Source organism: Natrialba magadii ATCC 43099 (assembly GCF_000025625.1).
GTDB classification, from domain to species: Archaea; Halobacteriota; Halobacteria; order Halobacteriales; family Natrialbaceae; genus Natrialba; species Natrialba magadii.
Genome location: NC_013922.1, coordinates 3,661,562 through 3,684,644 on the forward strand (window position 1 = coordinate 3,661,562; position 23,083 = coordinate 3,684,644).

Below are 23,083 nucleotides of genomic sequence, written 5' to 3' on the forward strand. Positions count from 1 at the left end.
TGTAAGTGCCAAGCGAAGAGTGACGACAACGATGACCGACCGAACCCACACTCGACGAACCGTCCTGCAGGCCGCAGGCGCGACGTCCGTCGTCGCCCTCGCTGCCGGTTGTTTGAGCGACGATGAGGAGGAGAACGGTGGCGGAAACGGCGGCGGAAACGGTGGCGACGACGACATCGACCCATCGGAGTGGGAAGACGTCGATACGATCGAACTCGACGGCGTGACCGCCGGCTGGGAAGGCGTTGCTCCCGACATGATCGCAGGCGAGACGAACCCGACAATTGTCCTCTTCGAGGGCCAGGAATACGACTTTACCTGGTACAACGAAGACAGCGGGACCCACAACATCGAGATCTGGGACGAGGACGAAACGGTCGTCGAGGACTACCAGACCGACGAGGTCAACGATGACGAGCAGACGCTCTCCGGCGTTGTCGCTTCCGAGGAGATGGCCTACTACCGCTGTGCTCCACACAGCCAGATGCAGGCCCCAATTCAGGTCGAAAGCGAGTGAGCAGACGGTTTCGCCAGTCGTCCACTACTGCCGATGCCGTCCCCCTGGAGTCGTGCTGAGGTCCACAGGGCAGTAACTGCGGTGTGATAGCGACGAGAGCGCGGTTCCATAGGCACCCAACACTCACATTCACATCACAAACCGCACCACCTGCACTTGCACCCACACCACCTGCACCTGCACCCACACCACCGCACCCACACCCACACCACCGCACCCACCCAACACTACCCACCCACCCGCGCATCTCGCACCCGCTATCCGGCCCTGTGTGCATACCCTGCACCCGCAACACACCTTTCTGCACCGTTTCCAGACCGACACTGCACAGACGGCTCTCACTGCACAGATAGCGCTCTCTTCTGTATAGCCGCTACTCACGCGGTATCGAACACTGACATCGAACACTGACACCGAACAAACCGTACACACCGTACACACCGTACACACCGTACACCACACACCCTCTCGAACACCCCTACGTCTCCGCCCACTTGATCGAACAGCCACGCGACGGCTCCCACTCGAGTGCAACGTCCTCACCTGCAAGCACTGACTCGATGGCCTCCCGGATGTGGAAGCGAGTCGGCTCCTCGTCAGGGTTGAGGGCGTCGTCGAGACGGCCCTGGTAGGCGAGGGCGAACTCGTCCGCGCCATCGTCATCCGCAGCCGTTCCGTCGCCGTCTCGCCGAAACAGGAACGGATCCGGTGTACAGGTCGCGCCGTAGGCCTCGGCGACATCCTGCGATGCATCACGGAGGTAGGCGTCGTACTGGATCGTCCCGTCGTCGACGAGTTCTTGCATTCGCTCGAAGGAATCGTCTGGATACTCCTCGGCGTCGTTGGGGTTGATCCCGACGACAGCAACGTCGTCGTACTCGGCCGCGAGGTCGTTCAACAGGTCGAACTTTGCCTTCGCGTACGGGCAGTGGTTGCACGTAAAGACCAGCAGCAGTGCCTCGTTGTCAGCGAACGACTCGAGTGTGTAGGTTTCGCCGTCGGTGCCCTCGAGTTCGAACGCCGGTGCCGTGTCACCTGCCGCAAGCTCGGTCTCGGATTCTTTGGCCATACGAACCGTTTTGTTGGGTGTCATCATATACCTCCCGCTCGCGTCATCTATTTTCAGATCCAGAGCACCACGAGAGAAGGATGATCGGCGGACGACTCGATCGTCGTGACAGTTCGACGAGCGAGTGTCACACGACGGCCTACATATTTGTACCCCCCGGCATATCGATGTGGTATGAAGACGCTCGAGGTCACCGACGAACAGTACGAGTTCATCCAGCGCCTACGCGAAGAAATTTCACGGGACGTCGTCGGCCGCTACGGCTTCGTCCGCGAGCAGGATGCCCTCCAGTTCCTGATCGACAACATCGACGAGGAGGTCGCAAATGCGATCGATCTCGACGCCGAGTTCTCCGCGACCGACGACGTGGCAGCCTCCGTCGGCGCGGCGATCGAGGGCGAGAAAGACCCACACGCACTCGAGGAGATTACCTACGACGAAGTCGGCGATGTAGAGGGCGCGATAGACGAGGCGGCGAGCGATTCGGGCGCTGGATCGAGCCTCGATGAATCAGCGGACGACTCGTCGGACGGAACGGTCGATGAGGAAGTCAATGAGGAAGTCGATGCGGATGACAGCGACGGTGGTGAGGCGACCGGCGACAGCGACGGTAGCGATGGCAGCGATGACAGCGACACCACCAGCGGCGAAGCCGACGATGACGACATGCTCGACGAGATGATGAGTCTCCTCGAAACCCACGACGACAAGTGGGAAGAATCCTCCTCGGCGGACTACCGTTACACCGTCACCCTCCCTGATGGCTCGACCGAAGACGTCCAGACCAAAGACGACGTGCGCGCGCTGCTGTTCAAAAATTACCGCTAGCACCCGTCTCTCCCACGCCACCATCTGTCACGAAAAACAACAAAGAACAACGTTTTTACACGCCGTCGCGCTTCGAAGAGATATGAGCGAACGCGAGGTGCTCGAGTTGCTTCGTGAGAACGCGCGCTATTCGACGGCCGATATCGCGCGAATGACCGACCTCGACGAGAGCGAGGTCGCCACCGCAATCGACGACCTCGAGGCGGCGGGCGTGGTACAGGGCTACCAGGCCGTCGTCGACTGGGACGAACTCGAGGAGGAACGCGTCCGCGCCGAGGTCGAGTTGAACGTCCGACTCGATCGCGAAACCGGTTACGACGATATCGCAGAGCGCCTCGCCCGATTTCCGGAGGTGACAGCCCTCCGGCTGGTCAGCGGCGACTACGACTTCGATATGGAGGTCGAGGGTGACTCGATCCGCGAAGTCTCGCAGTTCATCAGCGAGAAGGTCGCACCGGTGCCAGAGATCACACAGACGGTTACCCACTACGTGATGACCTCCTACAAGGAGAACGGCATCGAGTTCGGTGACGGCGAGGAAGACGACCGCCTCTCGTTTTCACCCTAAGAGCGTGATCTGATCGATGCCACTCGACCTCTCAGACCGCGTGCAGACGGTCCCGCCGTCCGGTATCAGACGCTTCTTCGAAATCGCAGAGGAGCGCGACGACGTCATCTCGCTCGGTGTCGGTGAACCAGACTTCGCGACGCCGTGGGCGGCCCGCGACGCCGCCATCGCCTCGCTCGAGGTGGGAAAGACCTCCTACACGGCGAACCGAGGAAAGCGCGAACTCCGCGAGCGGATCGCCGACTACGTCGCGGACGGCTTCGATCTGGAGTACGATCCAGCGGACGAGATCATCGTCACCGCGGGGGCAAGCGAGGCCGTCGACCTGGCCTTCCGCGCGCTCGTCGATCCCGGCGACACCGTCGCGATCGCCCAGCCGTCGTACATCTCCTACGAACCCGGTGTGATCTTCGCCGGCGGCGAGGTCTGCTCCGTTCCGACCAGCAAGGCGGACGAGTTCACACTCACCGTCGAGGCACTCGAGTCAGCCGGCGCAGACGAGGCCGATTTGCTCGTCCTCTGTTACCCCAACAACCCGACCGGCGCGGTGATGAGCGAGGCCGAACTCGAGCCGATCGCCGAGTTCGCCCGCGAGCACGATCTGACGGTGCTCTCGGACGAGATTTACGCCGAACTGACCTACAATGGGTCACATACCTCGATCGCGACACTCGAGGGGATGCGCGAACGGACCATCGTCTTCAACGGTTTCTCGAAGGCCCACGCGATGACCGGACTCCGACTCGGCTACGCGCTCGGTCCTCCGAAGGCGATCAATGCGATGAACAAGATCCACCAGTACACGATGCTCTCAGCGCCGACGACGGCCCAGCACGCGGCGATCGAGGCGCTCGACTCGTGCGACGAAGAGGTCCGCGAGATGGTCGCCCAGTACGACCGGCGACGGCAGTTCGTCCTCTCGCGGTTCCGCGAAATCGGGCTGGACGTCTTCGAGGCCAAGGGGGCGTTCTACTGCTTCCCGGAGGTTCCAGACGGCTGGACCGCAGAGGAGTTTGCGGAGGGTGTGCTCCGTGAGGAAGGCGTCGCGGTTGTCCCCGGCGACGTCTTCGGCGCGGGCGGCGAGGGTCACCTCCGTGTATCCTACGCGACTGGACTGAACGACCTCCGCGAGGCACTCGACCGGATCGAAACGTTCGTCGAAGAGCACGTCTGAGCCGAGACCACAGTTCAGGAACGTTCTTTTCCTCACCCCGACTTTCACCCCGTATGGTCGACTATCGCCCGCTTCGCGACGGCGAAGCCTTTCACGAGTTCCGGCAGTACGCGTTCGGGCCTTCCACCGGCATCGAACCGTACGATCCGGACGAACACGAGACCCCGCGGGATCGTCGCGGTAGCCGCCGCGCCATCTACGAGGACGAGTCGGCTACCGACTCGGACGCCCGCAGCATCTGTCGACACTACTGGCTCGAAACACACGTCCGCGGGGATACCCACCCGACCGCCGGCCTCGCCTCCGTCGCGACACCGCCCGAATTCCGCCGACAGGGCTACGTCCGCGACCTCCTCGCCCACTCGCTCGACGAATACCGTGAACGCGGCTGTCGGTTCTCCGTCCTGTGGTCCTTCTCCTACGGCTTCTACAACACCTACGGCTGGGACACGAGTAACCAACTCGCCCACCACGCCTTCGACCCCGACCTGCTCTCGTTCGCGAGCGCAGCCATCGACGCGAGTGACGCTACCTACTCGTACCAGCCACTCGAGTCCGACGCGTTCGCGCGACTCCAGTCGGTCTACGAAACCCACACCGAGCGGTACGCGCTCGCGATCGACCGCGGCGAGTGGTGGTGGCGTCATCGAGTTTTCGAAGGTCACGACGTGGATCCATACGTCTACGCCGCAGAGCGCGACGGCGACACGGTTGGCTACCTCGTCTACGGCTTCGACAGCCACGGCGACAGCGAACTCGGCGAGCGAACGATGGTCGTCTCCGAACTGGTGGGCGAGGATCACGAGGCGTTCCTCGCGCTGCTCGCGTTCTGTCATCGTCACGCCTCGCAGGTCGAGGAGGTGGTACTCGAGTTACCCCCTGAAGCGCCGTTCCGGGAGACGGTTCACGCACCGGACGAGGTCGAGACGACGATCGAGACCGGGCCGATGGTTCGGGTGGTCGACGTTGCGGAGACGCTCTCGGCGCTGTCCTATTCGCAGGATGTGGAGACAACGTGTTCGCTGTCGGTGACGGATCCGCTTGCCGAGTGGAACAATGGAACGTTCGAGCTCTCGGTTCGGGACGGAAGCGCCGTGTGTGAGCGTGTTCGGGACGCAGGCGACGAGCGCGATTCTATTGCCGACGCGTGCCTCGATAGTGCCGCACTCTCCCAGCTCGTTGTCGGCGCTCGCAGTGCCCGGAAACTTGCGCGAACGAATCGACTCGAGGCGGCAGACGAGGTCGTCTCGGAACTCGCCCGACTCTTTCCGGAGACTGGCGTCTACTTCGGCGACCACTTCTGAGACGGGACCAGTTATCGCCGCCGTAACCACGGATGGTCGCGGTTGCAGTCGAGTTGGCACTCGGACCAGAGCGGGATGACTGAGCAAGCGCTGGAATCGACAGTAGGAGAGCGTCCAGTACAAGTAAATTTCAGGCATCCAATAGTATTTCCGTATTAACTACGATGGTTCAACCGATGCGACGGCGAAAATACCTCACTGGGATTTCATCAATTGCGACCGCCGGAATCGCAGGCTGTGCGGGACACACCCCGACGGACGACGATCAGTCAGCACCCGGCATCGGCGGGCGCAGCGATACTGACATCGATGTCGATATCGTTGCCGAAACGCAGTTCGAGGACGATCTGACGCCGCTTTGCGGAGCCGGCGAACCGCTCCCAGCGAGCGTCGACGGTGCGAACGCGGCCTTCGTGACCCATCACGAGTTCGTCCACGATCACGAGCGCGGGCACTACGGCGTTCGTGGCCGAATTGAGCCGGGAGATTCCGAAGAATCCGGAGCTGACGGAGCGCCCAGATTACGCGGAAACGTTCCCAGCGTCCGGGTAACGTTTTCCGACGGTTCGACCGCTTCGGAGCGCATCTACGGTCTCGAGTCGGACGAATCGTACGCGTTCACGGTTGTAACAGCAGCAGGTGACCTCGACGACATCGAGTCGTACGAGCTCACCGTTCCCGATGGTGAAACTGCTGACATCGGACACGTCCCGGCGGCATACGCGACAATCGACGACGAGCAGTGGGGACAGATCGGAATCCACGACAGCGACGCCGTCTACGGCTGCGTCGCATCCGTGAGGAACGACCATAACCGGCCCGTGGAACTGTATCCGCGATACAAGGCGTTTTTCGACGAGGCGACGGTCGCAGCCAGCGGCACAGCCATCGGGTCGAGCCTCGTTCTCGATCCGAATGAGACGCAGACGGTCTCATTCCCGTACCGACGGTGCAATCCGGGTGCAGTCGTCTCCGTCGACACCTGGCTCGAATGGTCGACGATGCTGTATCCGTGACTGGCCAGCGCCCGAGGCGTCGCGAGTTGGCCCCAACTCGAGTCCCGCCCCAGCGACACCAATGACTCACCGCTCGCCGGTCGCCCGATCCGGTATCGGAGTTCGACGACCTCGCTTTCGCGCGTCGTCGTCTCGAGCCACGAGAGGCCCCGCTCAGACCACGTTCCGCTCCGTGCGCTCGGCGGCCGCTCCATCACCGTCGTCCTGATCGAAACGGGTACTCGAGAGCGACTCGATATCGAGCAGTGAGGGCTCGCCCTCGAGGGCTAGTTCGGCGACGAGTTGACCGAGTGCGGGCGCGTGTTGGAAGCCGTGTCCGGAGAAGCCAGCGGCCGTAATGAAGCCCGGAATCGTCTCCTCGACGATGGCGTTATCGTCGGGCGTGACGGCGTACAGGCCGGCCCAACCACGCTTGATGGCGGATTCGGGGCCGAAGTAGCTGGTCCAGTCGGCAGCAGCCTCGAGGGCGTCGATCGCCCACTCGAAGTCCATCGAACGGGTGTAGCCATCGGGATCGCGGGCGGGGTCCGTCTCGGCGAAGTGGCCGCCGACGAGTGCGTCGCCGTTACGCTCTGGACGGAAGTACGACCCTTGATCGAGGTCGATGGTGAGCGGGTCTGTCTCCGGAACCTGTGTCTCCGGCTCGGCAATGGCAATCTGGCGACGTTTCGGCGTGATTGGCAAGACGACGTCCGCCATCGCAGCGGCCTCGCGCGCCCACGGGCCAGCGGCGTTGACGACGGCGTCAGCCTCGAGCCGTTCGTCAGGCGTTTCGACACCTATCACGCGCGGTTCACCGCCCGAGTCGTCACGGAGCACGTCGACGACGGGTGTCTTCGTTCGTACGTCAGCGCCCGCCTCTGCAGCGGCCTGCGAGTATGCCTGCAGTGCGAGATGGGGGTCGGCGAAGCCGTCGGTCGGCGAGTACGTCGCGGCGACAAATTTGTCTGCGTCGATACCCGGACAGTGCTCCTGTGCGTCCTCGGGGTCCAGAATCTCGCTCGGCACGCCGCAGTCGTTCTGCATCGCGACGGTGTCCTCGAAGGCTGCTGCGGTCTCCTCGCTGCGCGCGAGAAAGAGGTAGCCGTTCTTCCGGTAGTCAATCTCCGTTCCGAAGCGTTCGTCGAACTCGTCCCAGACGCGCATGCTCTCGCGGGAGAGTTCGACGTTGATCGGCGTCGAGAACTGCGCACGGATACCCCCCGCGGCGCGCTCCGTGCTTCCAGAACCGATTGACCCCTTCTCGCAAACGGTCACGTCAGCGCCACGCTCTGCCAGTTCGTAGGCACTTGCGAGACCGACGATCCCACCACCGATAACGACGACGTTCATGTGGTGTCCAAACACACCACGACGAATAAGGATTCGCTCCCCCGGCTGGCACTGCAGGGCGATGAGTCGCCAGCGGACACTGCTCGCCCACCGACGGTGACGCGCTCCGGGCTGGATGAGAAACGCACTCATCACGCGCCGGCAGCGAGTCCGGTCAGAACCGATCTGGACCGACCTGCTCTCGATGCTCGCTATCCAACCCGCCAGCAACCGCGTCGGCAACGAGGTCGGCCACCGCCGGCGCGAGCGTGATCCCAAGTCCCGTCAGCCCACAGGCGACGACGAAGCCAGACACGTCCGTCTCGCCGACGATCGGCCGGCCGTCCGGCGTTACTGTTCGGTAGCCAACCCACTCCTCAGTGATTGTCGCGTCGTCAAACCCCGACACGAGGCTGGCGGTACCGGGTGCACCGTTTCGAAACGAATCGGAAAGATCGCGCTTGTGTAACTCGAGTACACTCCCCTCAGCGTACCCGGTGTTGAACTCGCCGACGACGGCGCGACGCGGTGCTTTCGAGCCGTTTGCAGCGCCGGGTCTAACGTAGCGCTTTGACTCGAGGATGGTGAACGGGGTGGCGTTGGAGTTGGAGTTTGTGTTGGACTGGGTGGAATCGGCGCGCTGGGACGCGGCGGCGGGGCACTCGAGTTCGGCCATCGGGCCGACGGTGTGGGCGAGTGGAAGCGAGACGCCGACCGTGTTGTTCAGCTGTGGTGCCCAGGGGCCGGCGGCGTTGATGACAGTGTCGGCGTCGATCCGGCCGGTGTCGGTCTCGACAGCACGAACAGTTCCGTTTCGCGTTCGAATAGCAGTGACTTCGACACCGGTTCGAACGTCGACACCGGCCTCACGGGCACAGTCTGCGAACCAGGATGCGACGGCGGCCGGATTGCATCGCCTGTCCGCCGTAGTGTGTAGCCCGCCAGCGAACGCACCAGGATCTCGACTGTCGTCGAAATTCGACGTGTCAATGCCGTACTCGGCGAGTTCGTCGGGCGTTCGGAACGTGGCATCGACACCGTGGTCGGCGAGCGTCGCCGCGGAGCGCTCGAGACGTTCAGCGTACGCCGCCGTTTCGGCGAGATAGAGTGTTCCGATCCGTTCAGCCTCGAGGCCACTCTCTTCGAACAGTCGCTGGTAAGCCGCCCAGGCGCGGTTCCGGAGCGCCACGTCGAACGGTGTCGGCTCGACCGCAGCGCGCATGAGCATTCCCGCAGAGGCAGCCGTCGTGTCGGTTCCGATCTCGTCGCGCTCGACGAGCGTGACGTCGTGGTCCGTCTGGCCAAGCCGCGCGGCGGTCGCGGTACCGATAATGCCGCCGCCGACGATGACGAGTTTCATGGGGAACTATACCACGGCATTGGTGAAACGCGCTTCTATTCCGGTGAACTCGTCGAGCGTGTGGGCGCGACGGGGTGACCCCATCGGTCCGACATACACTGAAGTAGTCACCGAACAATGCACCGGTATACCATGGTTCGTGTTCTCTCTGCCGACGACGTGGAAGCGGTCCTCGAAATCGACGACCTCCTGCCGGTCATCGCCGAAGCGTTCGAAAAGCAACACGCTGGCGCAGTTGAACGACCCGACCGTCCGCACTACCCGATCGGCACCGGTCTCGACGCCGACGCGCCCAAGGAGCCAACCGGCACAGGGCTCTGCATGCCCGCCTACATCCACGGCGCGAACTACGCCGCGACGAAACTCGTCGCCGTCTGCGAGGACAACGCCGACCGGGACCTGCCGACGGTCACCGCACAGCTCTCGCTAACCGATGCCGAAACCGGTCAGCCCGTTGGCTACCTCTCCGCCAACCGAATTACCAGCGCCCGCACCGGCTGTATCGGCGGCCTCGCCGCACGCGAACTCGCCGCCGACGGCCCCATCGACCTCGGCGTCATCGGTGCCGGCACGCAGGCCCGCTGGCAAACCCGGGCCATTGCCGCCGCAACGGGCGACGCACTCGAGTCCATTCGCGTCTACTCGCCGAGTGAGTCGCGGGTCGCCTGTGCGAACGACCTCGAGGCGGAGTTGGGCGTTCCCGCGGAACCGGTCTCGAGTCCGCGCGAGGCGGTGTCGGACGCGTCGGTGGTCGTGACGGGGACGACGAGCACGGAGCCAGTGTTCCCGGGTGACGAACTCGGGCCGGGGACGCTCGTGATCGCCGTTGGGGCGTACACACCGGAGATGCGGGAGTTGGACGACGAGACGGTCGAGAGTGCGGATCGGATCATCGGTGACGTACCCGACGAGGCGGCAGCAACAGGTGATCTGCGTGGGCATCCGGATCGGGAAATTGAACCGTTCGGGGCCGTCCTTGCAGGAGAGACTGGCCGACAGCACGACGACGAGCGACTCGTCATGAAGAGTGTGGGATCGGCGGTGCTCGACGCCGCGAGCGCCGAGATGATCTTCGAACAGGCGGCTTCGGAGGAGGTTGGGACGACGGTCCCGTTGTAGATTGTCTGGTGGCTGACGGCTGATCGGCGCTGAACTGACACTGAACCGACACTGAACCGACACTGATCGAGATGCAAACACAGAACCGGGAGGACTCGAAATCATGACAGCAACAACGAGTTCAAACGAATGAACACTCGGCGTACGACGTACCAGACGGTGGTCCGCGGCCGCGACACTGAAATAGGGGCTTCGATAACTACTGCTAGAGTTGTTGAGAATGGGTAGGACGTGTGTTGATTCCTTGGGAAGGGAATCGTGGTGGTCGTGGTCGTGGTCGTGGTCGTGGTCGTGGCCGTGCTGGTCGTGGAAGTCGGTAGCCACTCTGGAACGGCTGATCAATCAAGGTGAGTGGACGTGACACTTCGCTCCGTTCCGGTCGTCGACCGGATTACGGACGCCTTCTTCGCGCTCGATACGGACTTTCGGTTTACGTACCTCAACGACCGCGCGGAGACGCTTCTCGAGCGCTCCCGTACGGACCTGATCGGCCGTGTCATGTGGGACGAGTTTCCACAGACCGTCGAAACGCAGTTCCCCGACGGCTTTCACCGTGCAATGGAGAAACAGGTCTCCGTCTCGTTCGACATCTACCACGCTCGACTCGAGACGTGGTTCGAAACGACGGCCTACCCCTCCGAAGGCGGACTCTCGGTGTACATGCGAGACGTCACCGAACGCAAGGAACAGGAGCGCGTGATCGCACAGCATGCCGCCGTTGTAGAGGCCATCTCCGATGCCATCATCACGCTCAATCGCAACCGCGAAATTGTCTCGGTCAACGAGGCCATGGAGTCGTTCCTCGGCGTCGACCGCACGGAACTGATCGGCGAACACGTCGAAATCGTTCCCGAACTGGCCGAAATCGGCGACGAACACGCAGTCGAGATGGGCCGCGCCATCACTGACGTTGACATCGGAACCGCCGACACGCGCCACGTCGAGGTCCCGTTCACCGATGCCCAGGGAACGGACCGAATGGGCGAATTCCGTTTCGTCCCAATCGAAGACAACAACGCGACCGTCGCCGGCGTCATGCGCGACATCACCGATCAGTACGAGTACGAACGGATCGCTGCCTCACTGCACGAGATTACGCGCTGGCTACTCGAGTCCGACGATCCCGAGGAGATCTGTTCGATTGCGGTCCACGCCGGCAGCGACCTGCTCAATCTGCCGATCAGCGGAATCTGGCTGCTGGACGAGGAGCAAGGGTATCTCGACCCTGTCGCCGGAACGGCTGGTGCGTACGAGGAGTTCGGCGGCCTCCCGCGATTCAACCCGCCACAGGGGCTCATCTGGGATGTCTTCGAGGCTGGCGAAGTCGAACGCTTCGATGACCTGAGTGAAGTCGATGGGCTGTACAACGACGAGACGCCGTTGCAGTCAGAAGTCATCGCGCCCATCGGTACTCACGGCGTCCTGATGACCGGCTCGCTACAGCCGGATCGATTCGACGAAACTGACGTCGAACTGCTCTCGACGCTGGTCGAAAACACCCGGGCGGCGCTCGACCGCGCCGACCGCGAGCAACTCCTGCGCGAGCGCACGAGCGACCTCGAGCGCCAGACCGAACGCCTCGAAGGAATCGCGGACGTGCTCTCGACAGATCTCAAACGACAGCTCGATGCTGTCGCCGACGCACTCGAGGACGAACGTGCACAGACAGGGGTTGGGAGCAGTACTGAGGGAGAGGCTACCACTAGCATCAATATCGACACCAAACCCGACACCGACACCGACACCAACACCAACACCAACAGCGGCAACAACGACGATGTCTGGGAGTTTCCACTCGCCGAAGACTCCGTCACAACCATGCTCGACCGGACGGAGCGACTCGTCGACGACGTGCGAGAATTCGCCCGGAACGCGACCGCCGTCGGCCCGCGAAACCGGATCCTTCTCGAGCAGGCAGTCAACACGGCAGCAGCGACATCGCGACTCGACGCAGACGCAGTGAAACTCGAACAGCCGGCCGTGCTTCGTGCGGACGCCGAACGCTTCACTCGGCTTCTCGAAACCGCGTTCGACGATATTGCTGATCGCATCGACGAACAGGAGACAGCCGCCTCCAACGAGACCGTCGTCCAAATCGACTTGCTCGGCGTTTCGCCGGACGAACAGTCGACACACGACCAGCAACAGGCGGTTATCGGAACCGAATCGACCGACCGATCGCGTGGGTTTGCACTGGTCGACACCGCCGCGTTGGCACCGACCGATCCGGCAGATCGGATCTTCGACACCGAATCAGACCCCACGGAGTCCGAAACAGTCGATGGACTGGGCCTCGCGCTCGTCCGCGCGATTGCGAACGCACACGATTGGACGCTCTCGATCGACTCTGCCGAGAACGGCACTCGCATCGAGATTCAGGACGTAACGACACTCGAACCACTGTAGTTGGCTTCTCGTTTTGACCCGCAGCGTCGACAGTACCAGAAACAGCGGAAAGAGCAGACTAGGTGTCGGTCGGCTCCGCAGCTTCGCTCGACCGATCATCGGTCACCGATCCGTCGTCACCACTATCCTCAGTCATCACTTCGTCACCAACATTGCCCTCAGTCGTCGTTCCATCATCAACACCGCCCTCAGTCGTCGTTCCATCACCAACATCTCCCCCAGTCGCTGCGTTCAACTCCCGAGACAGCGCCCCATCATCGTCCGCCTCGAGTTCGTTCGCTTCGATCGCATCCGCAACCACGTCCGACAGCTGCACCCGTGACCCCGCCAGTCGATCCTCGAGCCTCGCATACTCCTCGCTCTCGACGAGTTCTGCGGTCGCTTTCTCGGTATCGAGTAACGCCTTCTTCTCTGCGAGCGTACAGAACTCACGAAGCTCCTCGTCGTACGTTGTCCGAACCTCGAGTCGCTCGACTGCCTGCAACAACTCGTCCTTCGACACCGGCTTGACGAGATAATCGTCGAATCCCATGTCGACAATATCGAAATCCGGCTCGACCGCAGTCACCATCGCAACACGACAGTCCACCTCGCGCTCGCCGATCGTCTCCAGCACGGCATCACCCGAGAGTTCGGGCATCCGCCGATCGAGCAACACGACATCGACCGACTCGTCGATCAACTCGAGTGCCTCGGAGCCGTTCGAGGCCGTCTTCGTGTCGTACTCGTCGCCGAGCCAGACGGTGTAGAGATTTGCAAGATCGGGTTCATCCTCAACGATCAGAATGGTCGGGGTGTCGGTAGCCATGAAGCGAAATCCTCCAATGTGTCGTCAGGGAACGACAGGGTTCGTCATGGCAGTTGAACTGAGAATATATCAACATACCGGGAGCAGATTCGAGTCAGGACAGGAATCGGCGACACGGTCCGATCGCAGCGACACACGACGCTGCGTGTCGCCTTACGCGAGTTCGTCCTCGATCGTCGCGCGCAGGTCGCGAATCTCGGTTGCATCGGTCGTGATCGTCTCGTCCCCGACGGTCAGCGAGAGCGTGCCGTCGTCAGTGGTCGAACCGAGGGAGACGACCGGCGCAACGTCGTCGAACGCGTCGCGGACGGCCTCGGGCGAGTCGGTCTGGATCAGTGCACGTCCGGGCTGTTCGTGGAACAGCGCACCCGCAAGATCGCTCACGTCGGGAACCGAGACATCGAGACCCGCGTCGTCGGAGACCATTTCCGCGAGCGCAACCACGAGGCCACCGTGGCTCACGTCGTGTACTGCGAGCGTCGTCTCGTCGTCCGCGACAGACGCGAGCGTGCCGACCAGGTCAGCCGCTTGCTCGTCCGACGGGAGTGCGGGGAACTGATCGCTGCCGTCAAACTGTGCGAGATACTCCGACCCACCGAGTGCGAACTCGTCCGACTCGAGTGCGAGGTCGCCGACGAGGAGGAGTTCACTGTCACCCTCCGCTGTGGGTTGGACCTCGAGCGGTGGCGCCTCGTAGCCTGTCTTCGTACCGACCATCGCGAGCGTCGGCGTCGGCGGGATCGGGCCGGCAACGGAGTCGTTGTACAGCGAGACGTTGCCGCCGACGACGGGTGTCGAGAGCGTCTCGCACATATCCGCGAGGCCGTCGACGATTCCCGTGAAGCCGCCGTAGACGTCCGGCTTCTCCGGGTTGCCACCGTTGAGGCAGTCGACTGCCGCGAGGGGTGTCGCGCCCTTGGCCGCGATGTTCGTCGCGTTCTCGAGTGCGATCGCGCGCGCACCGTCGTACGGTGCGGTGGTCGTCCAGTTCGGGGCCGCGCCGGAGGAGATGGCGAGTCCGGTGTTGGCCTCTCGAACGGCGATAATAGCTGCGTCGTCGCCCGGCCCAACACTCGTCCGCACGCCGACTTCGTGGTCGTACTGGCGGTAGACCCAGCGTTTGGACGCGGTGTTCGGGCTGGAGACGACCGCATCGAAGGCCGCAGAAAGGTCGGCGTCCGGCAGATCCGTGTCGGGTTCCGCAGGTTCCTCGCTGGGCAGGTCGTTCATCGGCGCGCCCTCACCCAGGAAGTACGCGTCGACGTCGACGACGGTCTCGCCCTCGAAGGTGCAGGTGTAGTTTTCCTCGGTGACTTCGCCGATGACCGAGCAGCCCAGATCGAAGCGGGCTGCGATTTCTGCGACGCGGTCGACGTTCTCGGGGTCGACCTCGTAGCACATCCGCTCCTGGGATTCCGCGAGCAGAATCTCGAGTGCCGACATATTCGGCTCACGCTGGTGGACGCGTTCCAGTTCGATCGCTGCGCCGAGGCCGCCCTTGGCGACGAGTTCGCTAGAGGCACCACCCAGTCCAGCGGCCCCGAGGTCGCGGGCGGACTCGATCAGGCCTTCGTCGACAAGTTGCTCGTTGGCCTCGATGAGCAACTTCTCGGCGTAGGGGTCGCCGACCTGGACGGCGGGTCGGTCTTCAGTTTCGGCGTCCTCGGCCAGGTCCTCGCTGGCGAAGCTCGCGCCGCCGAGACCGTCACGACCGGTCGCGTTCCCGACGAGGACGAGTTTGTTGCCGGGCTCCTGGGCTTCGGCAGTGACGAGTCGCTCCTCGTTCGTCAGGCCGACACAGGCGACGTTCACCAGCGGGTTGCCCTCGTAATCGGGGTGGAAGTCGACGCTGCCTGCGACCGTCGGAACGCCGATACAGTTGCCGTAGTGGCTAATTCCTTCCACGACGCCCTCGAACAGGTACTTCGAGTGTTCGCGGTCGAACTCGCCGAAGTACAGCGAGTCCGCGAGTGCGATGGGGTAGGCACCCATCGAGAGGGTGTCCCGGACGATGCCGCCGACGCCGGTTGCAGCGCCGTCGAACGGGTCGACGTAGGAGGGGTGGTTGTGGCTCTCGATCCCCATCGTGATGTACGTCTGTGAGTCGTCTCCGTTCGTGTCCGCGTTCGTGTCTGCGTCCACGTCCGTCCCCTCGTCTTCGCTCTCGGGCAACGCGACGACTGCCGCGTCGTCGCCTGGCCCGATGACGACCTGTTCGCCTTCGCTCTCGAACGCCGACAGCAACGGTCTCGAGGAGCGGTACGCGCAGTGTTCGCTCCAGAGGTTCTCGAACAGCGCCGCCTCCGCCGGGGTCGGCTCTCGACCCAGTTCCTCGACGACGAGTTCGTGATCCGAATCGGCAAGGCTCATTCATCTAGGTGATGAAAGTGAGGGTGTAAAGGGGTTTCTATAACCACGTTCGTGTATACACGTCCAGCGAGAAGTCACACTCAAGACGGGTCCTGGACCGAGGCGCTTTTGATCAATCGCCGTGAATAGAGAGGCGTGCTGTCGGTCGAACTCCACGCTCACTCGGCGCTCTCATACGACGGCCGTGACCCGGTCGAACTCATCTTAGAACAGGCCGACGCCGTCGGACTCGACGCCATCGCCGTGACGGACCACGACGAGATCGACGCGAGTCTCGAGGCCGCCGAGCGCGCGCCCGACTACGGACTGATCGGCATCCCCGCCATGGAAATCTCGAGCAAAGCCGGCCACATCCTCGGCTTTGGACTCGAGGAAGCCGTCCCGCCCGGACTCTCCTACGAAACGACGCTCCAGGAGATCCGCGACCAGGGCGGTCTCGCCGTGATCCCCCACCCTTTCCAGGAATCACGCCACGGTGTCATGGCTCGTATTTCACGCGAGGAACTCGCGATGGGTGACGCCATCGAGGTCTACAACTCCCGGCTGCTGACCGGCCGCGCCAACCGTCAGGCTGAACGGTACGCTGAAGCTCGAAACCTCCCGATGACCGCGGGCAGCGACGCCCACATCAGCGAGATGGTCGGGCAGGCCGTCACCCGCGTCGACGCCGACGAACGCTCCGCCGACGCCATCCTGCAGGCGATCCGGGAGGGTCGAACTACCGTCGAAGGCAAACGAACACCCTGGCACATCAGCTTCCGCCAGGCCGCCGGCGGCGTCTCGCGGCGGGTTCGAAACGGTGTCATGGGGATCTTTCAATGACACGAGACGAGTCTGTGTCCTCAGCCGCCCCCGTATCACCACCCCCACTCCGCGGAACCGACCTCGACACAGTCCGGGCCGCACTCGAGTCCCGCGAGCCACTGCCCGGCACGCCCGGCTTCGCTGGTGTCGTCGAAATTGACGGCCAGGATCACCTCGTTCGCGACGTTCTGGGCCGCGTGCCACTGTTCGTCGAACGCGATCAGCCTCCGACCCCGAACCCAACACCGGCCGACGCGTGGGCGTACACCCCCGAAGAACTCGACGCACCACTCCCGTTTCCCGCTGGTGCCGTCGCCACCCCTGACGACAGCGCACCGCAACAGCGGTGGACACTCCCCGAGCCCGACCCGATCGAGGACTCCGACACAGCGCGGGCTGTACTCGAGTCCGCCATCGAGACGGCGACGACCGAGGCCGCTGCAACTGACGCAGAGATCGCGGTTGCCTTCTCGGGTGGCGTCGACTCCGCGCTCGTCGCCGAACTCCTCGACGCGCCGCTGTACGTCGTCGGCTTCCCGGACAGCCACGACGTCGAGGCAGCCCGCAGTGCCGCCGCAGCGATGGGCCGCGAACTAACCGTGGTCGAACTCGAGCCGGCCGACCTCGAGCGCGCCGTTCCCGAAATCGCGCGCGCGACCGGGCGCACGAACGCGATGGATATTCAGATCGCGCTGCCGCTGTACCTGGTCGGCGAACGCGTCGCCGCCGACGGGTTCGACGCGCTCGCGGTTGGACAGGGTGCGGACGAACTGTTCGGCGGCTACGAGAAGGTAGTCCGACTCGACCACCGCGTCGAGGCCGAGACGACCCGTGGAGCCGTCCGCGAGCAGATTCGAAGCCTTCCCGAGCAGCTCCCACGGGACGTACGCGCCATCGAAGCTGCCGGCCTCGAGCCGGTCGCGCCGCTGTTACACGATGACGTTGTTAGTGCGGCGCTTCGGCTACCCGACGACCTGCTCGCCGACGAGGAGACGCGAAAACGCGGCTTCCGGCAAGTCGCGGCCGAGCACCTGCCGGAGACAGTCGCGATGCGGGACAAAAAGGCCGTGCAGTACGGCAGTCTCGTCGCGCGCGAACTCGACCGGCTGGCCCGCCAGGCGGGCTACAAGCGCCGGATGGACGACCACGTGACGAAGTACGTGGAATCGCTACTCGAGAACTAACCTCAGGACGGCAACGGACACAGACTCGCCGTAAAGACCACCGTCTCGTCGGTCTCGTTTTTCGCTCCGTGGGCGACACCCCGCTCGTGGAGCACAGTTCCCGGCGCGTCGATCTGTTCGTGCTCGCCGTCCTGAATCACCGTCACCGTCCCCTCGAGAACGTGGAAGAAGTTCGTGCTGTCGCCGTGTTCGTGTGCCTCGAGTTCTGCGCCGGGGCCGAGCGCGAACGCCTTCACCAGCACGTCGTCGGTGACGACGAGTTCGGTGGACTCGAGTTCCCCTTCGCCTGGATCGAGCGCTGCCAGTGCGTCGTCGTAGCGATCGAGTGATTCCGTAGCCATAGCTATCTGGTAGCTGATTCGTACTGTGAGCAAATAAAACAAGACGACGGCCTGGCCCTGCCGGCAGCGCCAGTACGTCAGTCCTCGAGTTCCGTCGGCAACTTGTCGGCTGGGTCGTCGGACGTGTTCGCGTCGACAGTTCGGCGGTTCGTCTCGCCGATTCGGTCTGCGATGTTGGCGACGACCTCTTCGACGGCCTCCTGTACCGGGCTGTCGTCGTCCTTGACGAGTGCGCCCTCGCTTCCCTCTGCACCGAAGTCAGGGTGGATCGGAATCTGGCCGATCATCGGCACGTCGTACTTGTCGACGATGGACTCCGCGCCGTCGGTGCCGAACAGGCCGTGCTGGTCGTCACAGCTTGGACAGACGAACGAGCTCATGTTCTCGACGACGCCCAGCACCGGCGTGTCGTGCTTGTTGAACATCTGGATGCCCTTACGGGTGTCCTCGAGTGCCATCTCCTGTGGTGTCGTGACGACGACGGAGCCCGTGACGGGCATCGACTGCAGCAGGTTCAGCGTCGCGTCACCGGTGCCCGGCGGCAGGTCGACGATGAGGTAGTCCAGACGGCCCCACTCGACGCCCTCCAGGAATTTCAGCATGAACTTGTTGACCATCGGACCGCGGAGAATCGCCGGGTCGTCTTCCTCTTCCATCATGAAGCCCATACTGATGACGCGGACGCCGTCAGACCGGGGCGGAACGATGTCTTCGCTCGGCGTCACGCCGGGTTCGCTCTCGACCGGCAGAATCTTCGGGATGTTCGGCCCGTGAATGTCGGCGTCGAGCAACCCGACCATCGCGCCACGCTTCTCGAGTCCGGCTGCGAGGTTCGCGGCGACCGTCGTCTTCCCGACACCGCCCTTCCCGGAGGCAACGGCGATGACGTTACGAACGCGGGGCAGGACCTCGTCGTCGAAGCCGTGTTCCGCGCCAGCGTGCGCGCGCAGGTCGGCCTCGAGTCCGGCTTCGTCACAGACCTCTCGAATGCGGTTGCCAAGCTCCATCTCGGAGGGTGCGTACGGCGTGTTAAACGCGAGCGAGATGCGAGCGGTTTCGTCTTCGATGGTGACGTCGTTGACGAGTCCGAGCGAGATGATGTCCTCGCCGATGTCTGGGTCCTCGATCCCCTCGAGCTTGATCTTGAGTTCGTGTTCTGTAATGCTCATACTGAGTCTGTGTGTTACCTATAGTACGGTTGCGAAGCGGGATACGTGTGATGGTTCGCCTGTAAAAGGTGCGTGCAGCAAGTGCCCCTGTGGACGGTGCATATAGTACAGCAAGTGTCCCTGTGGACGTCGCGTATATGACGTGCCGCTTGACTGTAACTAGCAGCAAACTGATCGTCGAACCCCGCTCCCGCTGGAACGGGTGGAACCGCAGTGACCCACAAAGACAGCGGTCTCGCTGTCAGCTGTGGTGTCGTCAAGAAATGGTGTGTCTCAGATGCCGGTCGTGAGTTGTGTGAACCGGACCGGCACTCGAGTGGTCCTTACGGACCAGGTCCCGCGAATGGTTCCGGCAGGCCGCCGTAGAAGACGACGCCGATGATGATGGTCAGGATGAACATCCCGATCCACATCTGGGCCGTGATCCCGACGAGGTAGGAGACGCCGAGCAGGCCAGTTTTGGTATCGCGGGGTTGACCGATGAACCAGGCGGCGACCATCACGTAGACGGGGACGAGGATGACCCCGAAGATGAGGTAGGTCCCGATGTTCGGGAAGCCCGTCACACCCTCGGTCCCCTCGTAGCCGTGGTAGAGGATGAACGAGAGCGCAGTGGTGAGCGCTGGAATCATGCTTCAACCTCCGGTTGCTCTGCACTTTCCTCTACCGGTTCGTGTTCGTGATCGTGACCGTGGTCCCCACGAAGGTGTTCGACCGCGTGGAGCTCGACCACGGGGACGACCTTCGACAGCACGAGGAAGAACAGCGTCACCATACCGATCGTTCCGGCGATCGACAGCAGTTCGATCACGCTGGGGAAGTATTCTCCCGGTGAGCCGTCGTAGATGCTGAACGATGGGTACCAGAAGCCAGAGAGGACGAAGTACGTCTTCTCGACCAGCGTCGCGGTCAGCACGAGCAGGCCAGCGGCGATCGCGCGGCCCTTACTGAACAGCGCCGGGCGGATCGTCTGTGCGAAGATGTACACCAGCACGCCGAGCACCATCAGCATCGGGACGACGTACATCGGGTGCGAGAGCTTCGACGCAGTTGCGTCTGCGTGGTCCGTCGTCGGGTGGAAGCTGCCCGTGGCGAGCTGCTGGAGCTGCAGCCAGAGGAACAGCAGGCAGAAGAACCCGAGCCACAGGAGTAGCCCGCGGAAGATGTCGTCAGTGATGATGTGGTCCCAGTCGTACGCGCGACGGAAGGCGTAGGACAGCAGGATCACGCCACTGATAGCCGACGTGAGTGCGATCGTCAGGAACTGTGGTCCCTGAATGCCACCGAACCAGCTTGGGTAGTTCGGAAGGACGGCGAACAGCCACGGAATGACACCGCCGTGAAGCAGGAGCGGTGCCATGATGATGATCGCGAGTGCGACCCACCAGACCATCCGGTCGATGACCTTGTCTTCGGCCTTGGTGTAGCCGAGGGTCAGCACGTTGTAGACTGGTGCGAGAAGGTCTGGAAGCTGTTTTCCGCCCACATTGGGCGCGAACGACGGCAGCTGATCACGCAGTCGCACGATGTCGTACCGGAGCGTGAGTCCGAGGTACGTCGCCGTCAGGACGAAGTAGGCCGTAATGACAGTCACGTCCCACACCAGTGGCGAGTTGTTGACCGTAATATGGTAGTGACCGATGACACTCGTGACCATGCGGTCCGGGCGGCCCATGTGCACTATAATGTAGAATCCTGCCGCAGAGAGGCCGGCGAGCGTCAGCATTTCTGCGAGGCGGGCAACCGGCATGTATCGATCCATGCCGAGCAGTCGGACCGCAGCGGAGAGGATGATGCCGCCGTGTGCGATCCCGACCCACCAGATGAACGCGCCGATGTACAGTCCCCAGGTGACACCGCCGCCGGTCCCCCAGTCGGAGAGTCCGGTAACGGCCATCCCCTGATCGAGCTGGTACAGCCACCCGACGAGGAACGCGCCGAGGGCCAGTGCCGAGATGACGAACAGGATCACGTACTTCTTCGTGAACGTGTGCATCGGCCGCAGGATGTCTTCCTCGGATGGCGTCTTGGTGCTCATAGGGACACCCCAGCGTCACCGGCCGTCATCTCGTCGAGGACCTCCTTGCGGTTGTCAACGAGGCTGACTTCGGAGCCGTCTGCACGCTCGAAGTCGACATCCTCGTAGGCAACTGGTCCGTCGATCTGCTCTGCCTGCGGACCTGGCTCGTTGCCGAGGTAGATGATGTTCGGGTTAGTACCCATGTTCTCGAGCAGTTGGAAGTTCGAGTCCGGTTCTCCGGCATCGTTCACGAGGACGGTCTGTGCCGCGCTCTCGTCTGGACCGTCGAACTCCTCGTCCTCGTCCGGTTCGTCGGCGAGGTCGAGCCCAACGAGGACCTCCTCGCTGTCGAGGTCGAGGCCGTGTGCTTCGAGTGCATCGAAGGCTTCGACGATGTTCTGCTCGTATTCAGTGTGGCTGGCGTCGCCCTCACCGAAGTCGTCAGTGACGATTTCGATCGCCTTCATGATCTGGAGCGTCTCCTGATCGAGGTCTTCGGACGCTTCCAGAACGGACTCCAGGTCGTCGTCCGCACCGTCGAGGTCGTCCTCGAGTGCGGCCGGCGATGGAACGCTCGTGTTGATGTCGGCAAGTGCGCGACCACGGGCCGGATTGTCGGCGTAGGCCTGTGGGTCGCTGCTATCGTCGAACATGTTTCCGAACTGAATCGCGTCCGGCGGACAGGATTCCTCGCAGGCGGTCGTCGCCACTCTGTCCTCGCCCATGGCACCGTCCTGGCGAGTCGGACACATCGTACACTTGCTCATGACGCCACGCGGTGCACGACTGTCGACCCAACGACCGCGCTGGTCGGTCATGTGGTCGTGTGGCATGTCGTCGTCGTGATCGTGGTCGCCCATCATTTCCTGGGCCTGTTCCTCGATGTCTTCCGTGGTGATGTCCGGTTCGTCCCACTGGAAGTAGTTGACACCGTACGGACAGGCAACCTGACAGTATCGGCAGCCGATACAGACGTCGTAGTCGGTCAGGACGAGGCCGTCGTTGTCACGGGTGTGACGCGCGGTCGTCGGACAGACCTTCTCACACGGTGCGTCGGTACAGTGTTGGCACGGTCGAACGAGTCGGTTGCGACTCGTGTCGACGCCGTTGTCCTCGTAGTCGAGGACGTACATCCAGTTGACACCGCGGTCCAGGTTGTTTTCTTCTGCACAGGCCTCGACACAGGAGAGACAGCCGTCACAGCGTTCGAGGTCGATCGCCATGCCCCACTGAACATCCTGCTCAGTGTTGTCGCCTTCCTGGGCGGCGGCAGCGACGTTCGGCTCGCTCTCGCTGCCACCTTCCGAGGCACCGAAGGCACCGAGACCGACGAAGGCGGCACCGGCACCCATCTTCTTCATCATGCCGCGGCGACTCTCTTCGCCGTCGCTGTCGACATTTTTCAGCATCTCGGCGAAGCCGCCAGCGTTCTTCTTGGCCTCTTCGTAGGCCTCCTCGGTTGGACGGTCGTCGACGCCGAACTCCTCCATCACGTCGTCGTGATACTTCTCGTGGAAGTCGGCTTCGGAGAGTTCGCCCTTCGTGACGCGCATGGCGTCTTCGGCCATCTGCATACCGAGGTCGCTGTCGTACTCGGTATCGTCGAGCATCGTCTCGAGTTCATTCTCCCACTCTTGACCGAGCGGATGGAACGATTCATCTTCCGTACTCATCGAGTTAGAACACCTCTTGACATGCGGATCCAGTCACAACGT

20 protein-coding genes are annotated in these 23,083 nt (G+C 63.0%); 10 read left to right on the forward strand and 10 right to left on the reverse strand.

All coding sequences use genetic code 11. The annotated features are described in order from the left end of the window. Nucleotides 1-31: 31 nt before the first annotated feature. On the forward strand, nt 32-517 hold the full coding sequence (locus NMAG_RS17055; RefSeq protein ID WP_004267735.1) for a twin-arginine translocation signal domain-containing protein: 486 nt from the start codon (nt 32-34) through the stop codon (nt 515-517). A gap of 478 nt (nt 518-995) precedes the next feature. Here NMAG_RS17055 and NMAG_RS17060 read toward each other — a convergent pair whose 3' ends face one another. Next, nucleotides 996-1,586: a thioredoxin family protein gene (locus tag NMAG_RS17060; RefSeq protein ID WP_004267734.1), complete on the reverse strand. Its 591-nt coding sequence runs from the start codon at nt 1,584-1,586 to the stop codon at nt 996-998. 174 nt (nt 1,587-1,760) lie between these two features. Here NMAG_RS17060 and NMAG_RS17065 point away from each other — a divergent pair, with 174 nt between their 5' ends. The 5 genes from NMAG_RS17065 (at nt 1,761) to NMAG_RS17085 (ending at nt 6,476) form a co-directional block, all read left to right on the forward strand. Beyond that, a complete protein-coding gene (locus NMAG_RS17065; protein ID WP_004267733.1) occupies nt 1,761-2,414 on the forward strand; it encodes a hypothetical protein in 654 nt (217 codons plus the stop codon). Between the two features lie 82 nt (nt 2,415-2,496). Continuing rightward, nucleotides 2,497-2,982 carry an Lrp/AsnC family transcriptional regulator gene (locus NMAG_RS17070; RefSeq protein ID WP_004267732.1) on the forward strand — a complete coding sequence of 162 codons (486 nt, stop codon included), beginning with the start codon at nt 2,497-2,499 and terminating at the stop codon, nt 2,980-2,982. 16 nt (nt 2,983-2,998) lie between these two features. Next, nucleotides 2,999-4,156, forward strand: coding sequence for a pyridoxal phosphate-dependent aminotransferase (locus tag NMAG_RS17075; protein ID WP_004267731.1), 1,158 nt, complete (start codon nt 2,999-3,001; stop codon nt 4,154-4,156). A 53-nt stretch (nt 4,157-4,209) separates the two neighbouring features. Continuing rightward, the gene (locus tag NMAG_RS17080; protein WP_004267730.1) at nt 4,210-5,460 is read left to right on the forward strand and encodes a GNAT family N-acetyltransferase; all 1,251 of its coding nucleotides are present in this window, start codon (nt 4,210-4,212) and stop codon (nt 5,458-5,460) included. A gap of 176 nt (nt 5,461-5,636) precedes the next feature. After that, complete coding sequence (locus NMAG_RS17085; RefSeq protein ID WP_012996847.1) at nt 5,637-6,476, forward strand: hypothetical protein; 840 nt, start codon at nt 5,637-5,639, stop codon at nt 6,474-6,476. 153 nt (nt 6,477-6,629) lie between these two features. Here NMAG_RS17085 and NMAG_RS17090 read toward each other — a convergent pair whose 3' ends face one another. Beyond that, the gene (locus tag NMAG_RS17090; RefSeq protein ID WP_004267728.1) at nt 6,630-7,808 is read right to left on the reverse strand and encodes an NAD(P)/FAD-dependent oxidoreductase; all 1,179 of its coding nucleotides are present in this window, start codon (nt 7,806-7,808) and stop codon (nt 6,630-6,632) included. A 154-nt stretch (nt 7,809-7,962) separates the two neighbouring features. Continuing rightward, complete coding sequence (locus NMAG_RS17095) at nt 7,963-9,147, reverse strand: NAD(P)/FAD-dependent oxidoreductase (RefSeq protein WP_004267727.1); 1,185 nt, start codon at nt 9,145-9,147, stop codon at nt 7,963-7,965. 132 nt (nt 9,148-9,279) lie between these two features. Here NMAG_RS17095 and NMAG_RS17100 point away from each other — a divergent pair, with 132 nt between their 5' ends. Together NMAG_RS17100 and NMAG_RS17105 are read left to right on the forward strand one after the other, a co-directional pair. Next, nucleotides 9,280-10,266: an ornithine cyclodeaminase family protein gene (locus tag NMAG_RS17100; RefSeq protein ID WP_004267726.1), complete on the forward strand. Its 987-nt coding sequence runs from the start codon at nt 9,280-9,282 to the stop codon at nt 10,264-10,266. Nucleotides 10,267-10,623: 357 nt separating this feature from the next. Beyond that, complete coding sequence (locus NMAG_RS17105) at nt 10,624-12,672, forward strand: PAS domain-containing protein (RefSeq protein ID WP_191219364.1); 2,049 nt, start codon at nt 10,624-10,626, stop codon at nt 12,670-12,672. Nucleotides 12,673-12,730: 58 nt separating this feature from the next. Here NMAG_RS17105 and NMAG_RS17110 read toward each other — a convergent pair whose 3' ends face one another. Together NMAG_RS17110 and purL are read right to left on the reverse strand one after the other, a co-directional pair. Beyond that, nucleotides 12,731-13,480, reverse strand: a complete 750-nt coding sequence (locus NMAG_RS17110) for a response regulator (RefSeq protein ID WP_004267724.1) — start codon at nt 13,478-13,480, stop codon at nt 12,731-12,733. A 153-nt stretch (nt 13,481-13,633) separates the two neighbouring features. Next, complete coding sequence (gene purL, locus NMAG_RS17115) at nt 13,634-15,850, reverse strand: phosphoribosylformylglycinamidine synthase subunit PurL (protein WP_004267723.1); 2,217 nt, start codon at nt 15,848-15,850, stop codon at nt 13,634-13,636. Nucleotides 15,851-15,985: 135 nt separating this feature from the next. On the opposite strand from purL, the gene NMAG_RS17120 reads away from it, so the two are divergent. Together NMAG_RS17120 and NMAG_RS17125 are read left to right on the forward strand one after the other, a co-directional pair. Then, a complete protein-coding gene (locus NMAG_RS17120; RefSeq protein WP_004267722.1) occupies nt 15,986-16,672 on the forward strand; it encodes a PHP domain-containing protein in 687 nt (228 codons plus the stop codon). Further along, on the forward strand, nt 16,669-17,838 hold the full coding sequence (locus NMAG_RS17125) for an asparagine synthase C-terminal domain-containing protein (protein ID WP_004267721.1): 1,170 nt from the start codon (nt 16,669-16,671) through the stop codon (nt 17,836-17,838). The genes NMAG_RS17120 and NMAG_RS17125 overlap by 4 nt, the downstream gene beginning before the upstream one ends. Nucleotides 17,839-17,840: 2 nt before the next feature. Here the strand turns inward: NMAG_RS17125 and NMAG_RS17130 are convergent, their stop codons facing one another. The 5 genes from NMAG_RS17130 to NMAG_RS17150 all read right to left on the reverse strand — a co-directional run bounded on the left by NMAG_RS17130 (nt 17,841) and on the right by NMAG_RS17150 (nt 23,041). After that, nucleotides 17,841-18,179 carry a cupin domain-containing protein gene (locus NMAG_RS17130; RefSeq protein ID WP_004267720.1) on the reverse strand — a complete coding sequence of 113 codons (339 nt, stop codon included), beginning with the start codon at nt 18,177-18,179 and terminating at the stop codon, nt 17,841-17,843. 77 nt (nt 18,180-18,256) lie between these two features. Next, nucleotides 18,257-19,348, reverse strand: a complete 1,092-nt coding sequence (locus tag NMAG_RS17135) for an Mrp/NBP35 family ATP-binding protein (protein ID WP_004267719.1) — start codon at nt 19,346-19,348, stop codon at nt 18,257-18,259. A gap of 323 nt (nt 19,349-19,671) precedes the next feature. Continuing rightward, the gene (locus tag NMAG_RS17140; RefSeq protein WP_004267718.1) at nt 19,672-19,980 is read right to left on the reverse strand and encodes a hypothetical protein; all 309 of its coding nucleotides are present in this window, start codon (nt 19,978-19,980) and stop codon (nt 19,672-19,674) included. Beyond that, complete coding sequence (nrfD, locus tag NMAG_RS17145) at nt 19,977-21,386, reverse strand: NrfD/PsrC family molybdoenzyme membrane anchor subunit (RefSeq protein WP_004267717.1); 1,410 nt, start codon at nt 21,384-21,386, stop codon at nt 19,977-19,979. The genes NMAG_RS17140 and nrfD overlap by 4 nt, the downstream gene beginning before the upstream one ends. Then, nucleotides 21,383-23,041, reverse strand: coding sequence for a 4Fe-4S ferredoxin N-terminal domain-containing protein (locus NMAG_RS17150; protein ID WP_004267716.1), 1,659 nt, complete (start codon nt 23,039-23,041; stop codon nt 21,383-21,385). Before NMAG_RS17150 ends, nrfD begins: the two co-directional genes overlap by 4 nt. Nucleotides 23,042-23,083 lie beyond the last annotated feature (42 nt).

What these genes read in the sequence shown, in the direction of transcription:
- NMAG_RS17055 (WP_004267735.1), top strand. Translation starts at nt 32, where the DNA reads ATGACCGACCGAACCCACACTCGACGAACCGTCCTGCAGGCCGCAGGC.
- NMAG_RS17060 (WP_004267734.1), bottom strand. Translation starts at nt 1,586, where the DNA reads ATGGCCAAAGAATCCGAGACCGAGCTTGCGGCAGGTGACACGGCACCG.
- NMAG_RS17065 (WP_004267733.1), top strand. Translation starts at nt 1,761, where the DNA reads ATGAAGACGCTCGAGGTCACCGACGAACAGTACGAGTTCATCCAGCGC.
- NMAG_RS17070 (WP_004267732.1), top strand. Translation starts at nt 2,497, where the DNA reads ATGAGCGAACGCGAGGTGCTCGAGTTGCTTCGTGAGAACGCGCGCTAT.
- NMAG_RS17075 (WP_004267731.1), top strand. Translation starts at nt 2,999, where the DNA reads ATGCCACTCGACCTCTCAGACCGCGTGCAGACGGTCCCGCCGTCCGGT.
- NMAG_RS17080 (WP_004267730.1), top strand. Translation starts at nt 4,210, where the DNA reads ATGGTCGACTATCGCCCGCTTCGCGACGGCGAAGCCTTTCACGAGTTC.
- NMAG_RS17085 (WP_012996847.1), top strand. Translation starts at nt 5,637, where the DNA reads ATGCGACGGCGAAAATACCTCACTGGGATTTCATCAATTGCGACCGCC.
- NMAG_RS17090 (WP_004267728.1), bottom strand. Translation starts at nt 7,808, where the DNA reads ATGAACGTCGTCGTTATCGGTGGTGGGATCGTCGGTCTCGCAAGTGCC.
- NMAG_RS17095 (WP_004267727.1), bottom strand. Translation starts at nt 9,147, where the DNA reads ATGAAACTCGTCATCGTCGGCGGCGGCATTATCGGTACCGCGACCGCC.
- NMAG_RS17100 (WP_004267726.1), top strand. Translation starts at nt 9,280, where the DNA reads ATGGTTCGTGTTCTCTCTGCCGACGACGTGGAAGCGGTCCTCGAAATC.
- NMAG_RS17110 (WP_004267724.1), bottom strand. Translation starts at nt 13,480, where the DNA reads ATGGCTACCGACACCCCGACCATTCTGATCGTTGAGGATGAACCCGAT.
- purL (WP_004267723.1), bottom strand. Translation starts at nt 15,850, where the DNA reads ATGAGCCTTGCCGATTCGGATCACGAACTCGTCGTCGAGGAACTGGGT.
- NMAG_RS17125 (WP_004267721.1), top strand. Translation starts at nt 16,669, where the DNA reads ATGACACGAGACGAGTCTGTGTCCTCAGCCGCCCCCGTATCACCACCC.
- NMAG_RS17130 (WP_004267720.1), bottom strand. Translation starts at nt 18,179, where the DNA reads ATGGCTACGGAATCACTCGATCGCTACGACGACGCACTGGCAGCGCTC.
- NMAG_RS17135 (WP_004267719.1), bottom strand. Translation starts at nt 19,348, where the DNA reads ATGAGCATTACAGAACACGAACTCAAGATCAAGCTCGAGGGGATCGAG.
- NMAG_RS17140 (WP_004267718.1), bottom strand. Translation starts at nt 19,980, where the DNA reads ATGATTCCAGCGCTCACCACTGCGCTCTCGTTCATCCTCTACCACGGC.
- nrfD (WP_004267717.1), bottom strand. Translation starts at nt 21,386, where the DNA reads ATGAGCACCAAGACGCCATCCGAGGAAGACATCCTGCGGCCGATGCAC.
- NMAG_RS17150 (WP_004267716.1), bottom strand. Translation starts at nt 23,041, where the DNA reads ATGAGTACGGAAGATGAATCGTTCCATCCGCTCGGTCAAGAGTGGGAG.